16 protein-coding genes are annotated in these 16,317 nt (G+C 58.6%); 9 read left to right on the top strand and 7 right to left on the bottom strand.

The window, feature by feature from the left end; translation table 11 throughout:
* A complete protein-coding gene (bepA, locus tag MKS11_RS15145; RefSeq protein ID WP_004201932.1) occupies positions 1-1,464 on the bottom strand; it encodes a beta-barrel assembly-enhancing protease in 1,464 nt (487 codons plus the stop codon).
* A 51-nt stretch (positions 1,465-1,515) separates the two neighbouring features.
* On the opposite strand from bepA, the gene MKS11_RS15140 reads away from it, so the two are divergent.
* Together MKS11_RS15140 and MKS11_RS15135 are read left to right on the top strand one after the other, a co-directional pair.
* On the top strand, positions 1,516-1,632 hold the full coding sequence (locus MKS11_RS15140; RefSeq protein WP_032425793.1) for a hypothetical protein: 117 nt from the start codon (positions 1,516-1,518) through the stop codon (positions 1,630-1,632).
* Between the two features lie 54 nt (positions 1,633-1,686).
* Positions 1,687-2,751, top strand: a complete 1,065-nt coding sequence (locus tag MKS11_RS15135) for an AI-2E family transporter (RefSeq protein WP_004201933.1) — start codon at positions 1,687-1,689, stop codon at positions 2,749-2,751.
* Between the two features lie 60 nt (positions 2,752-2,811).
* Here MKS11_RS15135 and bcp read toward each other — a convergent pair whose 3' ends face one another.
* Both bcp and MKS11_RS15125 read right to left on the bottom strand, forming a co-directional pair.
* Positions 2,812-3,282: a thioredoxin-dependent thiol peroxidase gene (gene bcp, locus MKS11_RS15130; RefSeq protein WP_004201935.1), complete on the bottom strand. Its 471-nt coding sequence runs from the start codon at positions 3,280-3,282 to the stop codon at positions 2,812-2,814.
* Between the two features lie 3 nt (positions 3,283-3,285).
* A complete protein-coding gene (locus MKS11_RS15125) occupies positions 3,286-3,852 on the bottom strand; it encodes a glycine cleavage system transcriptional repressor (RefSeq protein WP_002913804.1) in 567 nt (188 codons plus the stop codon).
* A gap of 153 nt (positions 3,853-4,005) precedes the next feature.
* Here MKS11_RS15125 and dapA point away from each other — a divergent pair, with 153 nt between their 5' ends.
* The 6 genes from dapA (at position 4,006) to ypfH (ending at position 10,657) form a co-directional block, all read left to right on the top strand.
* Positions 4,006-4,884, top strand: a complete 879-nt coding sequence (dapA, locus tag MKS11_RS15120) for a 4-hydroxy-tetrahydrodipicolinate synthase (RefSeq protein ID WP_017900447.1) — start codon at positions 4,006-4,008, stop codon at positions 4,882-4,884.
* A gap of 16 nt (positions 4,885-4,900) precedes the next feature.
* On the top strand, positions 4,901-5,935 hold the full coding sequence (gene bamC / locus MKS11_RS15115) for an outer membrane protein assembly factor BamC (RefSeq protein WP_004201942.1): 1,035 nt from the start codon (positions 4,901-4,903) through the stop codon (positions 5,933-5,935).
* Positions 5,936-6,163: 228 nt separating this feature from the next.
* Positions 6,164-6,877 (top strand): phosphoribosylaminoimidazolesuccinocarboxamide synthase, encoded by a 714-nt coding sequence (gene purC, locus MKS11_RS15110; protein ID WP_002913801.1) that lies wholly within the window; start codon positions 6,164-6,166, stop codon positions 6,875-6,877.
* Positions 6,878-6,996: 119 nt separating this feature from the next.
* Positions 6,997-7,872 carry a neutral zinc metallopeptidase gene (locus MKS11_RS15105; RefSeq protein ID WP_004201945.1) on the top strand — a complete coding sequence of 292 codons (876 nt, stop codon included), beginning with the start codon at positions 6,997-6,999 and terminating at the stop codon, positions 7,870-7,872.
* Positions 7,873-7,881: 9 nt separating this feature from the next.
* Positions 7,882-9,885 carry a tRNA(Met) cytidine acetyltransferase TmcA gene (locus tag MKS11_RS15100; RefSeq protein WP_087771349.1) on the top strand — a complete coding sequence of 668 codons (2,004 nt, stop codon included), beginning with the start codon at positions 7,882-7,884 and terminating at the stop codon, positions 9,883-9,885.
* 76 nt (positions 9,886-9,961) lie between these two features.
* Positions 9,962-10,657 carry an esterase gene (gene ypfH, locus MKS11_RS15095; protein WP_004201952.1) on the top strand — a complete coding sequence of 232 codons (696 nt, stop codon included), beginning with the start codon at positions 9,962-9,964 and terminating at the stop codon, positions 10,655-10,657.
* A 48-nt stretch (positions 10,658-10,705) separates the two neighbouring features.
* Here ypfH and MKS11_RS15090 read toward each other — a convergent pair whose 3' ends face one another.
* The 3 genes from MKS11_RS15090 to MKS11_RS15080 are packed head-to-tail and all read right to left on the bottom strand — an operon-like array spanning position 10,706 to position 12,420.
* Positions 10,706-10,909 carry a YpfN family protein gene (locus MKS11_RS15090; RefSeq protein ID WP_002913768.1) on the bottom strand — a complete coding sequence of 68 codons (204 nt, stop codon included), beginning with the start codon at positions 10,907-10,909 and terminating at the stop codon, positions 10,706-10,708.
* Between the two features lie 26 nt (positions 10,910-10,935).
* Positions 10,936-12,063, bottom strand: coding sequence for a succinyl-diaminopimelate desuccinylase (gene dapE / locus MKS11_RS15085; protein WP_004201953.1), 1,128 nt, complete (start codon positions 12,061-12,063; stop codon positions 10,936-10,938).
* A gap of 3 nt (positions 12,064-12,066) precedes the next feature.
* Positions 12,067-12,420 carry an ArsC family reductase gene (locus tag MKS11_RS15080; protein ID WP_004201956.1) on the bottom strand — a complete coding sequence of 118 codons (354 nt, stop codon included), beginning with the start codon at positions 12,418-12,420 and terminating at the stop codon, positions 12,067-12,069.
* Positions 12,421-12,786: 366 nt separating this feature from the next.
* Between MKS11_RS15080 and ypfM the strand changes: the two genes are divergently transcribed.
* Entirely contained in the window at positions 12,787-12,846 is a 60-nt protein-coding gene (gene ypfM, locus MKS11_RS15075; RefSeq protein WP_100181659.1) for a protein YpfM, read from the top strand.
* 127 nt (positions 12,847-12,973) lie between these two features.
* On the opposite strand, the gene acrD is transcribed toward ypfM, so the two are convergent.
* Positions 12,974-16,087, bottom strand: a complete 3,114-nt coding sequence (acrD, locus tag MKS11_RS15070) for a multidrug efflux RND transporter permease AcrD (RefSeq protein WP_017900450.1) — start codon at positions 16,085-16,087, stop codon at positions 12,974-12,976.
* Positions 16,088-16,317 lie beyond the last annotated feature (230 nt).

Here is a 16,317-nt window from a genome sequence, read left to right as displayed (position 1 = left end):
TTACATTTTTTGGTAGGGGCGGAAGCGGGCCTGTAGCTCACGTAGCTGGTCGATGCGGGCATCGTAGCGGGCCTGCTGCAGACTACCGAGTTTCACTTGCGAGCTGGCGCTGCTGAGCAGGGAAATCGCCTGTTCCAGCTGGCCGACCAGCGCCATGCTTTCTGCCCGCGCCGCCAGCTCCTGGTCGCGATTGCCCAGGGCGCCTTCCGCCTGAGCCAGCAGGTCCCAGCCGTTGCCATCCTCTTTATAGGTAAAGGTATAACGATTCAGGATGGTCGCCGCTTCCCCGGGCTGGCCACCCTGCAGCAGGGCGTTGGCCAGGTTCAACTGCAGCACCGGATTGGTGCGCAGCTCGCGGGCGTTTTTAAGGCGGTTGATGGCGTCGCCGGTTTTCTTCTGCCCGAGGTCGATATCGGTAGCCAGATCGAGATACCAGGGATTTTGCGGATCGGCGCTGAGCAGCGGCTGCAGCGTTTTGCGCGCCTGGTCAAAGTTGTTGCTTTCCATCGCCAGCAGGGCGCGGCCATACTGCGCGGCATGCTGCTGGCGGATATTGCCTTTATCCCAGGCGTTGAGCAGATCGGTGCCCAGCTTATTGTCGCCGTTGGTGTACATTCCGAGGGTACGCGCCTTCGCCAGATAGAAGTCCGCTGAGGACTGTACGACAACCGGGCGCATCTGGTTGGCGCGGTTACGGGCATCGGCAAGCCGGCTTTCCGGCAGGGGGTGGGTGAGCAGCATTTCCGGCGGCCGCGTTGAGTAACGCGACTCATCAAGCAGTTTACCCATAAACATCGGCATGGCCTGCGGGTCGAATCCTGAGCGTTGCAGAACCTGAATACCGATCCGGTCGGCCTCTTCTTCGTTCTGACGGGTGAAGCTGATCATGCCCTGTTGGGTGCCGGCCAGCGTCCCGGTCAGCGCCGCCATCCCGGCCTGCGGGCTGGCCATCGCCAGCAGAATTGAACCCAGCGCGCCGACCCAGGTCAGCGGCGCATTGCGCTTCTGATCTTCCATTGCGCGGGCAAGATGCCGCTGCGTAACGTGGGAAATTTCGTGCGCCATGACAGAGGCCAGTTCGCTCTCATTATCGGAATAGCGGAACAGGGCCGAGTGGAGGACCACATTGCCGCCGAAGAAGGCGAAGGCGTTGATTTGGTCGTTATTAATCAAATAGAAGTGGAACGGGGTGCGCACCGAATTCGCATGCGAGACCAGACGCATGCCCAGCCCGTTGATGTATTGCACCAGCAGAGGGTCGTTGATCAGCGGCGCGCTGCCGCGCAGCTGGCGGACGTAGTAATCCCCCATCTGCATTTCCTGACCAATCGACAGCGTGCTTCCTGCGGAGGTCCCCATGTCCGGCAGGGTATCTGCGGAGTCAGCAAAAGCAGGGCCTAACGAACCCAGCGTCAGCGACGCGATCACGGTCGCCACCAGCGTTTTCTTCAACTGCCTGAACATAACCTCTGTCCTGTAATGTGGGTGTGCCAGTTTGACCGATTGTGCGACGCAATGTTCCCTGGCCGCATCCCAGCGAGTTTAGCTGGCGTTAGACACATTGAAAATAGGTTCTTCACGGCGGAGACGGGTTTGTCTGCTGCGCATCAAAAAGCGAAGTCTTTTTTGTGACATTTCGATACAATTCCTCCGTTTGTCGCCGCTTTGCGCTTCAGGGAAGGTTTTATGCTCGAGATGTTAATGCAGTGGTACCGCCGTCGATTCAGCGACCCTGAGGCGATAGCGCTGCTGGTTATTTTGCTTGCCGGTTTCGGCATCATGTTCTTTTTCAGCGGCCTGCTGGCCCCGTTACTGGTGGCTATCGTGCTGGCCTATTTGCTGGAGTGGCCGACCGTGCGCCTGGAGCGCATCGGTCTGTCGCGCACCTGGGCGACCTCGCTGGTGCTGATCCTCTTCGTGGGCATCCTGCTGTTGCTGGCTTTCGTGGTGCTGCCGGTGGCCTGGCAGCAGGGGATCTACCTTATCCGCGATATGCCGGGCATGCTCAACAAGCTCTCTGATTTTGCCGCCACGCTGCCGCGGCGCTATCCGGCGTTAATGGATGCCGGCATCATCGATGCGATGGCGGAAAATATGCGCACCCGGATGCTGACGGTGGGCGACTCAGTGGTCAAGTATTCTCTCGCCTCGCTGGTGGGGCTGCTTACGCTGGCGGTGTATCTGGTGCTGGTGCCGCTGATGGTCTTCTTCCTGCTGAAGGATAAAGAGCAGATGCTCAACGCGGTACGCCGCGTGCTGCCGCGCAACCGCGGCCTGGCCGGGCAGGTATGGAAGGAGATGAACCAGCAAATCACCAACTACATTCGCGGTAAGGTGCTGGAGATGATTGTCGTCAGCGTCGCCACCTGGATAGGCTTCATCCTTTTCGGCCTTAACTACTCGCTGCTGTTGGCGGTGCTGGTGGGCTTCTCGGTGCTGATCCCCTATATCGGCGCATTTGTGGTGACCATTCCGGTGGTGGGGGTGGCGCTGTTTCAGTTTGGCGCGGGCACCGAGTTCTGGAGTCTGTTCGCGGTCTATCTGATTATTCAGGGGCTTGACGGCAATCTGCTGGTCCCGGTGCTGTTCTCGGAAGCGGTGAATCTGCACCCGCTGGTGATTATCCTGTCGGTGGTGATCTTTGGCGGTTTGTGGGGGTTCTGGGGCGTCTTCTTCGCCATTCCGCTGGCCACGTTGATTAAAGCGGTGGTGCATGCCTGGCCGGATGGCCTGGTGGTCGACGACGACTAAGGCATTGAGGATAAAAAAAGACGCCGGGCGAGGTTCTCTCACCCGGCGTCTTGCTTTGCATCAGGCGTTTTCTTTCAGCCAGTTCAGCACCACGTCGTGGTGATTGCTGGTTTTGAAGTCATCAAAGACGTGTTCGATTTTGCCATCGGCATCGACGAGGAAGCTGATACGGTGGATCCCGTCGTAGGTTTTCCCCATAAAGGATTTTTCGCCCCAGACGCCAAACTGCTCGCAAACCTGATGGTTTTCATCAGACAGCAGCGTAAAGTTCAGCAGCTCTTTTTCGGCGAAGCGGGAGAGCTTTTCCGGTTTATCGGTGCTGATGCCCAGCACTTCCACACCGGCTTTCTTCAGGTCGTCCATGTTGTCGCGCAAGCCGCACGCCTGGACGGTGCAGCCCGGGGTCATGGCCTTCGGGTAAAAATAAACCAGGACACGCTGTCCCTGGAAGTCGGTTAAATTTACTTCCTCGCCGTCCTGGTCCGGTAAGCTAAATTTCGGTGCAAGATCACCGGCTTTCAGTGGGGTCATGGGTTAAACTCCATCCTGTTCATCATGCTGTGAATAATTAACGATGTTAATACTGCCTTGTGCGTTGAGTTCTGTACATAGGGCTTTGAACGCTTGTTCGATATTTGCTGCATTTTGCGTCGCAGGACTGTGGGCAGTTATCTGAATAAAAAGCTGCGCGGAATCACCGTCTCCCGGCTGCGTGCGGGACACCAGTTCCGCGATATTCATATTCCATGTATCGCACAGGGCAGTGAAGCGCTCGATGATATGCGGTGAGTCCGGCACCTCAACCTGGACCCAGACGGTGTTTGGCATGGCCTGCGGGGGGCGCGCGGTGGTGCGTTTCATCACGATCAACAGCTCCAGCTCCGCGCCTTTCAGCGGCAGGGTTGATTCGATCAGGTTAATCGCATTCCACGACCCGGAAAGCAGCATGATAAACGTAAACTCATCACCGAGCATGGCCAGCCGGCTGTCTTCGATATTACAACCGCAGCTGCTGACGTGGCGAGTGATCGTATTCACGATGCCGGGACGGTCAGCCCCCAGGGCGGTAATAACCAGATAGTGTTGTAATGAGGCTGTCAAACCTGTTCTTCCTTTAAAAAGGTGAGGTAACATTAGGAAAGCATAAAAAAAACCGCCATACAACATCCCTGATGGCGTCGGGTCTCTTGCTTTTATTGCAGCTCCAAACGTAACATTGAGAATCTTGTCGCACTTCTGCTCTGAGGATGGCCCATGTTCACGGGAAGTATTGTAGCGCTTGTCACGCCGATGGATGAAAACGGTAATGTCTGCCGGACAAGCCTGAAAAAACTGATTGATTACCATGTCGCCAACGGAACCTCGGCGATCGTTTCGGTAGGGACTACCGGTGAATCCGCAACGCTGAGCCATGAAGAGCACGGCGACGTGGTGATGATGACGCTGGAACTGGCTGACGGGCGTATCCCGGTGATCGCTGGAACGGGAGCCAATGCAACCGCAGAGGCGATTAGCCTGACCAAGCGTTTTAACGACAGCGGCGTTGTCGGCTGCCTGACGGTCACTCCTTATTATAACCGTCCTACCCAGGAAGGCCTGTTCCAGCACTTTAAAGCTATCGCCGAACATACTGACCTGCCGCAAATTCTGTATAATGTGCCGTCCCGTACCGGTTGCGATATGCTGCCGGAAACCGTTGGCCGTCTGGCGGAAATTAAAAATATTGTCGGTATTAAGGAAGCTACAGGGAACTTAAGTCGCGTTCACCAGATCAAAGAGCTGGTTTCAGACGACTTTATTCTGCTGAGCGGTGACGATGCGACCGGTATGGACTTCATGCAGCTCGGCGGCGTGGGCGTGATTTCCGTCACCGCCAACGTGGCGGCGCGCGAAATGGCCGACATGTGCCGTCTGGCGCTGGCGGGTCAATTTGCCGAAGCCCGGGCGATTAACCAGCGTCTGATGCCATTGCATACAAAATTATTTGTCGAACCCAATCCTATCCCGGTGAAATGGGGATGCAAGGCGTTGGGTCTTGTGGCGACCGATACGCTGCGCTTGCCGATGACGCCTATCACCGACCAGGGTCGTGAAGCCGTTACCGCCGCGCTGAAGCATGCCGGTTTGCTGTAAAGTTTAGGGAGATTTGATGGCTTACTCAGTACAGAAGTCGCGCCTGGCGAAGGTTGCGGGTGTTTCGCTGGTTCTACTCCTCGCGGCCTGTAGTTCCGACTCGCGCTATAAGCGTCAGGTGAGCGGTGATGAGGCCTATTTACAGGCGTCACCGTTGAGCGAACTTCACGCGCCGGCGGGGATGATCCTGCCGATTCAGGTGGGTGATTACAACATTCCGGTGGCCAACAGCACCGGCGCGGTCGGCAAGGCGCTGGACATTCGCCCGCCGGCGCAGCCGCTGGCATTGGTTAGCGGCGCCCGCACCCAGTTCAACGGCGATACCGCGACGCTGATGGTCGAGAACGGCCGCAGCGGTTCGCTGTGGGCGCAGGTTACCAGCATTCTTCAGTCGAAGAACTACGTTATCGCCAAGCGCGATGATGCGAGCCAGACGCTGAACACCGACTGGGTTGAGTGGAACCGTCTTGATGAAGATCAGCAGTATCGCGGTCGTTATCAAATCTCCGTCAAACCGCAGGGCTATCAGCAAGCGGTGGTGGTCAAGCTGGTGAATCTGGAGCAGGCGGGTAAACCGGTTGCCGATCCGGCGTCACTGCAGCGCTACAGCACCGCCATGCTGAACGTCATTTCGGAAGGCTTGGACATGAACGCCACCAGCGCCCAGAACGCCGCCCAGCGCAGCGCGGGCGCCACCTTCGACGTGCAGAGCGCTGCCGACGATACGGGTCTGCCGATGCTCGTTGTTCGCGCGCCGTTTAACATGGTGTGGCAGCGTCTGCCAGGCGCCCTCGAGAAAGTGGGGATGAAAGTGACCGACAGCACGCGCTCTCAGGGCAGCATGGCGCTGACCTACAAGCCGCTGTCTGACAGCAGCTGGCAGGAGCTGGGCGCACGCGACCCGCAGCTGGCCTCCGGTGACTACAAACTTCAGGTCGGCGACCTCGATAACCGCAGTAGCCTGCAGTTCATCGACCCGAAAGGCCACACCCTGACGCAGTCGCAAAATGACGCCCTGGTAGCCGTATTCCAGGCCGCATTTAACAAGTAAACGAAAGGGCTGGAGCAATCCGGCCCTTTTAATATATAGTGACGCAAACGTGTGCGTATGCACATCATCCTTCAAATTGCCTCTTTGTTGGCCGCCTTCGTTCACCCCAGTCACTTACTTTTGTAAGCTCCTGGGGATTCGCTCAGTTGCCGCCTCGATGCACTTTGAATGATTTTGTGTATAGGTGGAAACGTATTTTTAGGCTCAATATCACTGGAGTAGTGAAAGATGAAAAAGCAAGCTGAGTTGTATCGTGGTAAGGCGAAGACAGTATACAGCACCGATAATCCGGACCTGCTGGTACTGGAATTCCGTAACGATACGTCAGCAGGTGATGGCGCGCGCATCGAGCAGTTCGATCGTAAAGGCATGGTGAATAACAAGTTCAACCACTTCATTATGAGCAAACTGGCAGAAGCGGGCATCCCTACCCAGATGGAAGCGCTGCTCTCCGATACCGAATGCCTGGTAAAAAAACTGGATATGGTGCCGGTGGAGTGCGTGGTGCGTAACCGTGCGGCAGGCTCGCTGGTAAAACGTTTAGGCATTGAAGAAGGAATCGAGCTGAATCCGCCGCTGTTCGATCTGTTCCTGAAAAACGATGCCATGCACGATCCGATGGTCAACGACTCCTATTGCGAAACCTTCGGCTGGGTGAGCAAAGAGAATCTGGCGCGGATGCGCGAGCTGACCTACAAAGCCAACGACGTGCTGAAAAAGCTGTTCGATGACGCCGGTCTGATTCTGGTGGACTTTAAGCTGGAGTTTGGTCTGTTCAAAGGCGAAGTGGTCCTGGGCGATGAGTTTTCGCCGGACGGCAGCCGCCTGTGGGACAAAAACACCCTCGATAAAATGGACAAAGACCGCTTCCGCCAGAGCCTTGGCGGCCTGATCGAAGCCTACGAAGAAGTGGCTCACCGTCTGGGCGTTAAGCTCGACTAACCCGCCCGCCGCCAGAAGATGGCCTCATCTTCTGGCGTCTCTTGCTGTTTCCTGTGGTAATCCTGCGCTGAACCGCCTACGATCTCTGCTATTGATACATAACAGGGAATGAGGTGCTTATGCGCTGGCAAGGGCGTCGCGAAAGCGACAATGTTGAAGATCGACGTGGACAATCAGGCTCGCCGTTTGGCGGCGGCGGGGGCGGCGGCTTCCGTCTGCCGAGCGGGAAGGGCGGCATTGTACTGCTGATTATTGTGCTGGTGGCGGGCTACTACGGCGTGGATTTGACCGGCATGTTGACCGGCGAACCGATGCCGCAGCAGCAGACCTCCACGCAGCGCTCCATCAGTCCGAAAGACGATGAAGCGGCGAAGTTTACTTCCGTCATTCTGGCCACCACCGAAGATACCTGGGGACCGATTTTTGAAAAGATGGGCCGCCAGTACCCTCAGCCAAAGCTGGTGCTCTACCGCGGCGCGACCCGTACCGGCTGCGGTACCGGCCAGTCGGTGATGGGGCCGTTCTACTGTCCTGCCGACAGTACGGTCTATATCGACCTGTCATTCTACGATGAAATGAAAAATAAACTGGGCGCCGATGGCGACTTTGCCCAGGGGTACGTCATTGCCCATGAAGTGGGTCATCACGTACAAAAACTGCTGGGCATTGAGCCGAAGGTTCGCCAGCAACAGCAGCATGCCACCGAGGCCGAAGCCAACCGGCTGTCGGTTAAGATGGAGCTACAGGCAGACTGCTTCGCCGGCGTCTGGGGGCATAATATGCAGCAGCAGGATATTCTGGAAACCGGCGATCTGCAGGAGGCGTTAAACGCCGCCGAGGCCATCGGCGACGACCGTCTGCAGCAGCAGAGCCAGGGGCGGGTGGTACCGGACAGCTTTACCCACGGAACGTCAAAACAGCGCTACACCTGGTTCAAACGCGGTTTCGACAGCGGCGACCCGGCGCAGTGCAACACCTTCGGCAGCGCGTTGTAATCGCCCCTGATGATGGACGCGCTGCTTGACCTCACCGCGCAGATGGCGCGGGAGGGGATTCGCCGCCTGCTGGTGCTCAGCGGCGACGAGGCCTGGACGCTGCAGCAGGCGCAGGCGCTGCGGGAGCGGCTCGGCGGCGATGGCCTGTGGGTGGGCTCCGAGCCGGTTTCTGCCCCCGGCGTGGCGCCTGGCGCCCTGAAGACGCTGCTGGGGCGGGAAGTGATGCACGCCTTTTTCGATGCCCGGCGCGGGTTTGATGTGGCCGCCCTGGCGGCCCTGAGCGGTACGCTGCGGGCGGGAAGCTGGCTGGTGCTGCTGACGCCCTCTTTCGCCGACTGGCCGTCCCGGGTGGATGAGGACTCCCTGCGCTGGAGCGATACGCCCGACCCGATCTCTACCCCCAACTTTGTTCTCCGCTGCTGTCGGCAGTTTATCGCCGACCCCGAGGTGCTGCTCTGGCGGCAGTCGGACTCGCCGCGGCTCCCGCTGGCCGTCCGGCGCACTGACTGGCATCCCGCCGATGGTCACCCGCTGGCCGAACAGGCGGCGATCCTTGGGCAATTATTGCGTCTACCGCCTGGTATCGCAGCAGTGACGGCTGAACGAGGGCGAGGGAAATCCGCCCTCGCGGGCATGCTGCTGCGCCAGCTCGCGGGTGAGGCCATCGTTACCGCCCCGACCCGCAGCGCCGTCGACGTGCTGGCGAGCTTTGCCGGCGAGGCGTTTCGCTTTATGGCTCCTGATGCGTTGCTGTCGTCGAAGGAAAAGGCGTCCTGGCTGATTGTCGATGAGGCCGCGGCTATACCGGCTCCGCTTCTCCGGCAGCTGGTTAGCCGTTTTCCCCGCACGCTACTTACCACGACGGTGCAGGGTTATGAGGGCACCGGTCGCGGGTTCCTGCTGAAATTTTGCGCCAGCCTGCCCTATCTGCAATTGTTCAGCCTGAGCGCGCCGATCCGCTGGGCCGCAGGCTGCCCGCTGGAGTCGGCCATCAGCCAGCTGCTGATCTTCAGCGATGAGGCATTTCGCGACGCGCCGACGGGGGAGGTAGGCCTGGAGGCGGTCAATCAGTCCAGCTGGCAAACGCAGCCGGCGCTGCCGGAAGCGATGTACCAGCTGTTATCCGGGGCGCATTACCGCACTTCTCCTCTCGATCTGCGGCGCATGATGGACGCTCCAGGCCAGGCTTTCCGCTGCGCTCGCGCCGGCGGTGCGGTGGCGGGCGCCCTGTGGCTGGTGGCCGAAGGGGGACTTTCTCCCGAACTCAGCCGGGCGGTGTGGGCGGGTTTTCGCCGGCCGCGGGGGAACCTGGTCGCCCAGTCGCTGGCGGCGCATGGCGGCAGTCCCCTGGCGGCGACGCTGCGCGGGCTGCGGGTCAGTCGGATCGCCGTCCACCCCGCCCGCCAGCGCGAAGGGCTGGGGCAACAGATGATCGCCGATATCGCCGCCGATGCCGCAGGTTATGATTATCTCTCCGTCAGCTTTGGCTATACCCCTGAGCTGTGGCGCTTCTGGCAACGCTGTGGGTTTATTCTCGTGCGGCTGGGCACCCATCGCGAGGCCAGCAGCGGGTGCTATACCGCGATGGCTCTGTTCCCGCTGACTGCAGCGGGGCATCAGCTCGCGCAACGGGAGGCACAGCGGCTACAGCGTGATGAATACTGGCTGCGCCCGTGGCGGCAAGCGTCCGCGCCGCTGCCGGCCGTTTCAGGGGCTATGCTTAGTGATGAGGACTGGCTGGAAGCGGCGAGCTTTGCCTTCGCCCATCGCCCGCTGGCCGCGGCGCTGGGTTGCCTCAATCGCCTGCTGTTGCAGGCCGACATCCCGTTGCCGGCCCTGCGCGGGCGTCTGCAGGGGGAAGAAGAGGCCGAACTCTGCGCCGCGCTGCAGCTAACAGGGCGTAAAGCCCTGCTGGCGAGATGGCGTCAGGAGGCCGCTGACGCCTTGCGCTTCCTCGATGCAGCGCGCGCCGAGGCGCTGCATCAGCAGGTGGCGAACCTGCAATTTTTTTAACTAACTCATTCAGTTAAATGGCATGGTCATATCTGGCGAGCGGCGTACACTGCCCGCATACACTAAGGAGACAGCCATGAAACACGATCATTTTATTGTTCAAAGCCCTGCGACGCCTGCGCAACAGCTGTTGCTGCTGTTTCATGGCGTGGGGGATAACCCGGTCTCCATGGGGCAAATTGGCAGCTGGTTCGCGCCGCAGTTTCCTGATGCGCTGATCGTGAGCATTGGCGGGGTGGAGCCTTGCGGTCCTGACGGTCGGCAGTGGTTTTCGGTGCAGGGAGTGACGGAAGAGAATCGTCAGCAGCGTATCGACGCCATTATGCCGACCTTTATTGAAATTGTGCGCTACTGGCAGGAAAAGAGCGGCATCAGCCCACTGGCCACCGCGCTGATCGGCTTCTCTCAGGGGGCGATCATGTCGCTGGAAAGCATCAAAGCAGCGCCGGATCTGGCTTCGCGGGTGATCGCCTTTAATGGCCGCTATGCGACGCTGCCGGTTACCGCAACGACGGCCACCACCATTCACCTGATCCACGGTGGTGACGATCGGGTTATCGATCTGGCGTGGGCGGTGTCGGCACAGGAGGCGCTGTTGCAGGCGGGGGGCGACGTGACCTTAGATATTGTGGACGATCTGGGGCATGCCATTGACGATCGCAGCATGCAGTTCGCGATCGAGCGACTGCGCTACACCGTGCCGAAGCACTATTTTGATGAGGCGCTGAGCGGCAGTACGCCGAAAGGGGACGATATCATCGAAATGCTGTAACCCCGGCGGGCGGGGTTACAGGCGGGCGCTACCGCGATAACGGCAAACTTACGGTTTCTTCGACTGGTCGTGCTTCGGCCAGTCGTCGTCATCGTCCCATTTATCGTTAAAATCACGGTGCGGCGGCAGATCGGGTTTGTTGTTGAGGAATTTTTTGTGGTCAACGCGGTTTAGATCTTTAATCACGTTGATAATTACCCCCACCAAAAAGACCAGCACCAGAATCCACCAGTGTTTAATAAGCCATTCCATGCGCGCTTCCTCTTTACGTCAGTACGTCAGGCGACCAGCTGTTCCATTACGCGTTGATACATCCGCGCCAGCAGCTGCAGGTCGGCGGCGTTCACACATTCATTAATTTTGTGAATCGTGGCGTTCACGGGGCCCAGCTCAACCACCTGCGCCCCCATGCGCGCGATAAACCGTCCGTCTGAGGTGCCGCCGTTGGTTAACAGCTGCGGTTTGATCTCATTATAGTGCTCAATGGCATTGACGACCGCATCCACCAGCTTGCCCCGTCCGGTAAGGAACGGCTGTCCGGAGAGCCACCACTCCACGCTGTAACGCAGCTGGTATTTTTCCAGCAGGGCGACCACCCGGGCTTTGATCGTCTCGTCAGTCAGTTCCGTACTGAAGCGGAAGTTGAACTGGACGAACATATCGCCAGGGATCACGTTGTTGCTGCCGGTACCGGACTGCACGTTGGCAATCTGCATGCTGGTCGGCGGGAAGTATTCATTGCCTTTATCCCACTCGATATTGACCAGCTCCGCCAGCATCGGCGCGGCGCGATGGACGGGGTTATCGGCAAGGTGCGGATAGGCGACATGGCCCTGTACGCCGTGAATGGTCAGGTTGCAGGTCAGCGAGCCGCGGCGGCCGTTTTTCACCACATCGCCGACCACTTCGGTACTGGAGGGTTCGCCGACCAGACAGTAGTCCAGACGCTCGTTACGCGCCATCAGCGTCTCCACCACTTTGACGGTGCCGTTTTTCGCGCTGGCCTCTTCATCAGAGGTGATCAAAAACGCCAGTCGGCCCCGGTGGTTCGGGTACTGCGCGACAAAACGCTCTGCGGCAACCACCATCGCCGCCAGCGAGCCTTTCATATCCGCCGCCCCGCGGCCAAACAGCATCCCGTCGCGGATGGTGGGTTCGAACGGGGGGTTGATCCAGCGGTCGGCGTCGCCTGCCGGGACCACGTCGGTGTGGCCGGCGAAGGCCAGCGTCTCGCCGTGGCCGCGCCAGGCCCAGAAGTTCTGCGTATCGCCGAAATCCATCGGTTCAACGGTAAAGCCGATCGCACGCAGGCGTTCAATCATTAACGCCTGGCATCCCGCATCATCGGGGCTAAGGGAAGGGCGGCGAATAAGCTGCTGAGCCAGCTCAATGACCGGGCAAGACATAGACTATACCTCGTTAAACTGCTGATAACTTGCTTCACTAAAACCCAGCAGCATAGGACGACCGGGCGCGCAGAGCAATGGGCGTTTGATGATCGCCGGCATTTCCAGCATCAATGCGGCGGCGGCATCGGCATTATCGATGCTGTTGCGCAGCGATTCGTCCAGTTTGCGCCAGGTGGTGCCGCGGGTGTTCAGCAGCGCCTGCCAGCCCAGTTCGGCAATAAAGGTATCCAGTTGCGCGCGGTCGAGGCCATCGGTGCGGTAGTCATGGAAGCGATAGTCAATCTGATGTGCTTCCAGCCAGCGGCGGGCTTTTTTAATGGTATCGCAGTTTTTAATTCCGTACATGGTGAGCATAGATAAACCTTTAACATTCAATTAAGCGGTTAACTCAGATATTTCCGAATATATAAGCCTTGTTGAAATAATACGTGATTCAGATGAATAAATATAACCTTTTACCGGGTATCTCATGCAATGCGTTAGGGTGATTAAAATTCGCCCAGCCGCGGGCATGATGTGAGGGCATTAACAATATTACGAAAATGTTGCTTGATGGTGCTCTGTATCACATAATTTTTACATACGAGACGGCATAGTGGCGGCAACCAGAGGTTTTATCTCTGTCAGCGGTCCACAAGACAATCAGAGCAATAGGGGAGCACAACTTCCCATCAGCAATGAAGTTATATAGAATCGACCATAATAATAAGAGAGGCTATTATGATTGAACATGAACTGGGGAACTGGAAAGATTTTATTGAAGGCATGCTTCGTAAATAAATTTCCGCAATGTGAGCAGGGGAATAACGCGACGTAAATAAGCGCGTCATAGTTCTGAACACATAAAGAAGGCGACCATCCAGGTCGCCTTTTCTGTTATTACGGCTCGCCGCCGTCGCCCGACGGTTTATTGCGGACGCTCCTTCAGCGGAAAGCGGCGACGCACCAGCACAAAGAACAGCGGTACGAAAAAGATGGCCAGCACGGTGGCGGAGATCATCCCGCCCATCACCCCGGTGCCGACCGCATGCTGGCTGCCGGAACCGGCGCCGGTACTGGTGGCCATCGGCAGCACGCCGAAGATAAACGCCAGCGAGGTCATCAGGATAGGGCGCAGGCGCTGACGGCAGGCCGACAGCGTGGCGCTGAGCAGATCCTGGCCTTTCTCGTTAAGCTCATTGGCGAACTCGACGATCAGAATGGCGTTTTTCGCCGACAGGCCGATCACCGTCAACAGGCCCACCTGAAAGTAAACGTCATTCTCCAGGCCGCGCATCCAGGTCGCCAGCAGAGCGCCAATCACCCCGAGCGGAACCACCAGCATCACCGAGAACGGCACCGACCAGCTCTCGTACAGCGCCGCCAGGCACAGGAACACCACCAGCAGGGAAATCGCGTACAGGGCCGGCGCCTGAGCGCCGGAGAGGCGTTCCTGATAGGACATGGCGGTCCATTCGAGGCCAAAGCCGGTCGGCAGCTGCGCGGCCAGCTTCTCCATCATGTCCATCGCGGTACCGGTACTGATGCCCGGCGCCGCTTCACCGACGATCTCCACCGCCGAGTAGCCATTGTAGCGCTCCAGGCGCGGCGAACCGGTCTCCCAGTGCGAGGTGGCGAAGGCCGAGAACGGCACCATCGTGCCGCTGCTGTTGCGGACGTACCAGAGATTGATATCGTCAGGCAGCATCCGATATTTCGCCGCCGCCTGGACGTAGACTTTCTTCACCCTCCCGCGATCCATAAAGTCGTTGACGTAGCTCGACCCCCAGGCGGTTTGCAGCGTATCGTTGATGTCATCAATGGAGACGCCCAGCGCCTGAGCTTTACGCTGATCGATATCGACCTGCAGCTGCGGGCTGTCGTCGAGCCCGTTATGCCGGACGCGGGTCAACAGCGGGTTTTTAGCCGCCAGCTCAAGCAGCGTATCGCGCGCCGCCATCAGCGCATCGTGCCCCTTACCGGCGTGATCTTCCAGCTCCATGTCGAAGCCTGCCGAACTGCCGAGGCCGCTGATTGCCGGCGGGCTGCTGGCGATGACCCGGGCTTCGTTGATCTGATTAAACGCTTTGGTGGCGCGTTCAATAATGGCAAAGGAGGAGCCGGTTTGCGGATCGCGCTGGTCCCAGTCTTTGAGGCGCACAAACATGCGGGCTACGTTCTGCCCGTTGCCGCCGGGGCCGGAGCCAACGGTAGCAAACACTGACTCGACGTTCTGCTTCTCGTTATTGAGGAAGTAATCTTCCGCTTTCTGTACCACTTTCAGCGTCTGCTGTTGGGTGCTGCCGCTCGGCAACTGTACCGAGGTGGTGAACATCCCCCGATCCTCCAGCGGCAGGAACGAAGTGGGCAGATGCAGGAACAAGAACACCATCCCGCCGAGCAGGACGATGTAGATCAGCATCCAGCGCAGCGAGCGGTGAAGGATCTTGCCGACGAAAGTTTCATAGCGGCTGGCGCTGCGGTTAAAGGTGCGGTTGAACCAGCCGAAGAAGCCTTTTCGCTCATGGGATTCACCTGGTTTAATCGGCTTGAGCAGGGTAGCGCAAAGGGCCGGGGTGAGGATCATGGCCACCAGCACCGAGAGGACCATCGCCGCGACAATCGTAATAGAGAACTGGCGATAGATAGCGCCGGTGGTGCCGCCGAAGAAGGCCATCGGCACAAACACCGCCGACAGCACCATCGCGATCCCCACCAGCGCGCCCTGAATTTGTCCCATCGATTTGCGGGTGGCTTCCCGCGGCGACAGGCCTTCCTCGCTCATGATGCGCTCAACGTTCTCCACCACCACGATGGCGTCATCCACCAGCAGGCCGATCGCCAGCACCATCGCGAACATCGTCAGGGTGTTGATGCTGTAACCACAGGCATAGAGCACCGCGAAGGTGCCCATCAGCACCACCGGTACGGCGATGGTCGGGATCAGAGTGGCGCGGAAGTTCTGCAGGAAAAGATACATCACGAGGAAAACCAGCAGGATCGCCTCCAGCAGGGTTTTCACCACGTCGGTAATAGAAGCCTTCACGAAGGAGGTGGTCTCGTAGGCGACTTTATATTCCAGCCCGTGCGGGAAATACTGCGAGAGCTCATTGAGGCGAGCGATCACGCGCTCCGCGGTGGCCATTTCGTTGGCGCCGGAGGCGAGCTTAATTCCCAGGCCAGAGGCGGCCTGGCGATTGTAGCGGCTAAGATAGTCATACTTCTCCGCCCCCATCTCCACGGTAGCGACATCGCCGAGGGTCACCTCTGAGCCATCCTGATTGACGCGCAGGGTGATATTGCGGAACTGTTCGGGGGTTTGCAGCAGAGATTGCGCGTTGATGGTGGCGTTCAGCGCCTGCTTATCCACGGAAGGCGTGCCGCCGAGCTGGCCGACGGCAATCTGGGCGTTCTGCGAACTGATAGCGTCGGTAACATCCTTGGTGGTCAGCTGGAAGCTATTGAGCTTTGCCGGATCGAGCCAGATGCGCATTGAGTATTGCGAGCCGTAGGCGTCGATATCCCCCACGCCGTTGACGCGACTGAGCGGGTCCTGAATGTTACTGGCGACGTAGTCGGCGATATCCTGTTTATCCATACTGCCGTCGGTGGAGACGAAGGCGAGGGTCAGGATATTGGTATCGCCGGTCTTGCGTACCGTAACCCCCTGGTTTTGCACCGCCTGCGGCAGTTTACGCATCGCCGACTGCAGCTGGTTTTGCACCTGCTGTACCGCTTCGTCCGGGTCGGTACCGGCGGTAAAACTGAGGGTGATGGTCGCCTGGCCGGTGGCGCTGCTCTGGGATGACATATACATCAGGTTATCGAGGCCGGTCATATTCTGTTCGATAACCTGGGTGACGGTATTCTCCAGGGTTTGTGCGGAGGCGCCAGGATAGTTGGCTGTAACCCGTACATTCGGCGGGGCCAGATCGGGATACTGTTCAACTGGCAGCGACAAAATGGCAAGGGTGCCCGTCAGGCATAACAGGATTGCCAGCACCCACGCAAAAATGGGGCGATCGATAAAGAAATTCGCCATCAGAATGAAAACCTCATATGCACATGTTCTTGTTATTGCACAGCCTGTGCCACTTTAGCGCCAGCGCCTCCGGCAATCGTGGAGAAATTAAGGAGATAGTGTAATTTATCATGTTGCTTTTGCCGTATCGTAAAGAAACATCGACCTTTCGTGCCGCCAGGTCGGCCACACCGCTTCGCCCGCCGCACCCGGGGACGCATTATCCCTTGCCGGTGTGAAACCTGATTTCA

It is taken from the genome of Klebsiella sp. K5-45 (assembly GCF_030128605.1).
GTDB lineage: Bacteria > Pseudomonadota > Gammaproteobacteria > Enterobacterales > Enterobacteriaceae > Klebsiella > Klebsiella quasipneumoniae.
Note: the sequence above shows the minus strand (reverse complement) of the source record. Positions and strands in the feature narration are given on the sequence as shown.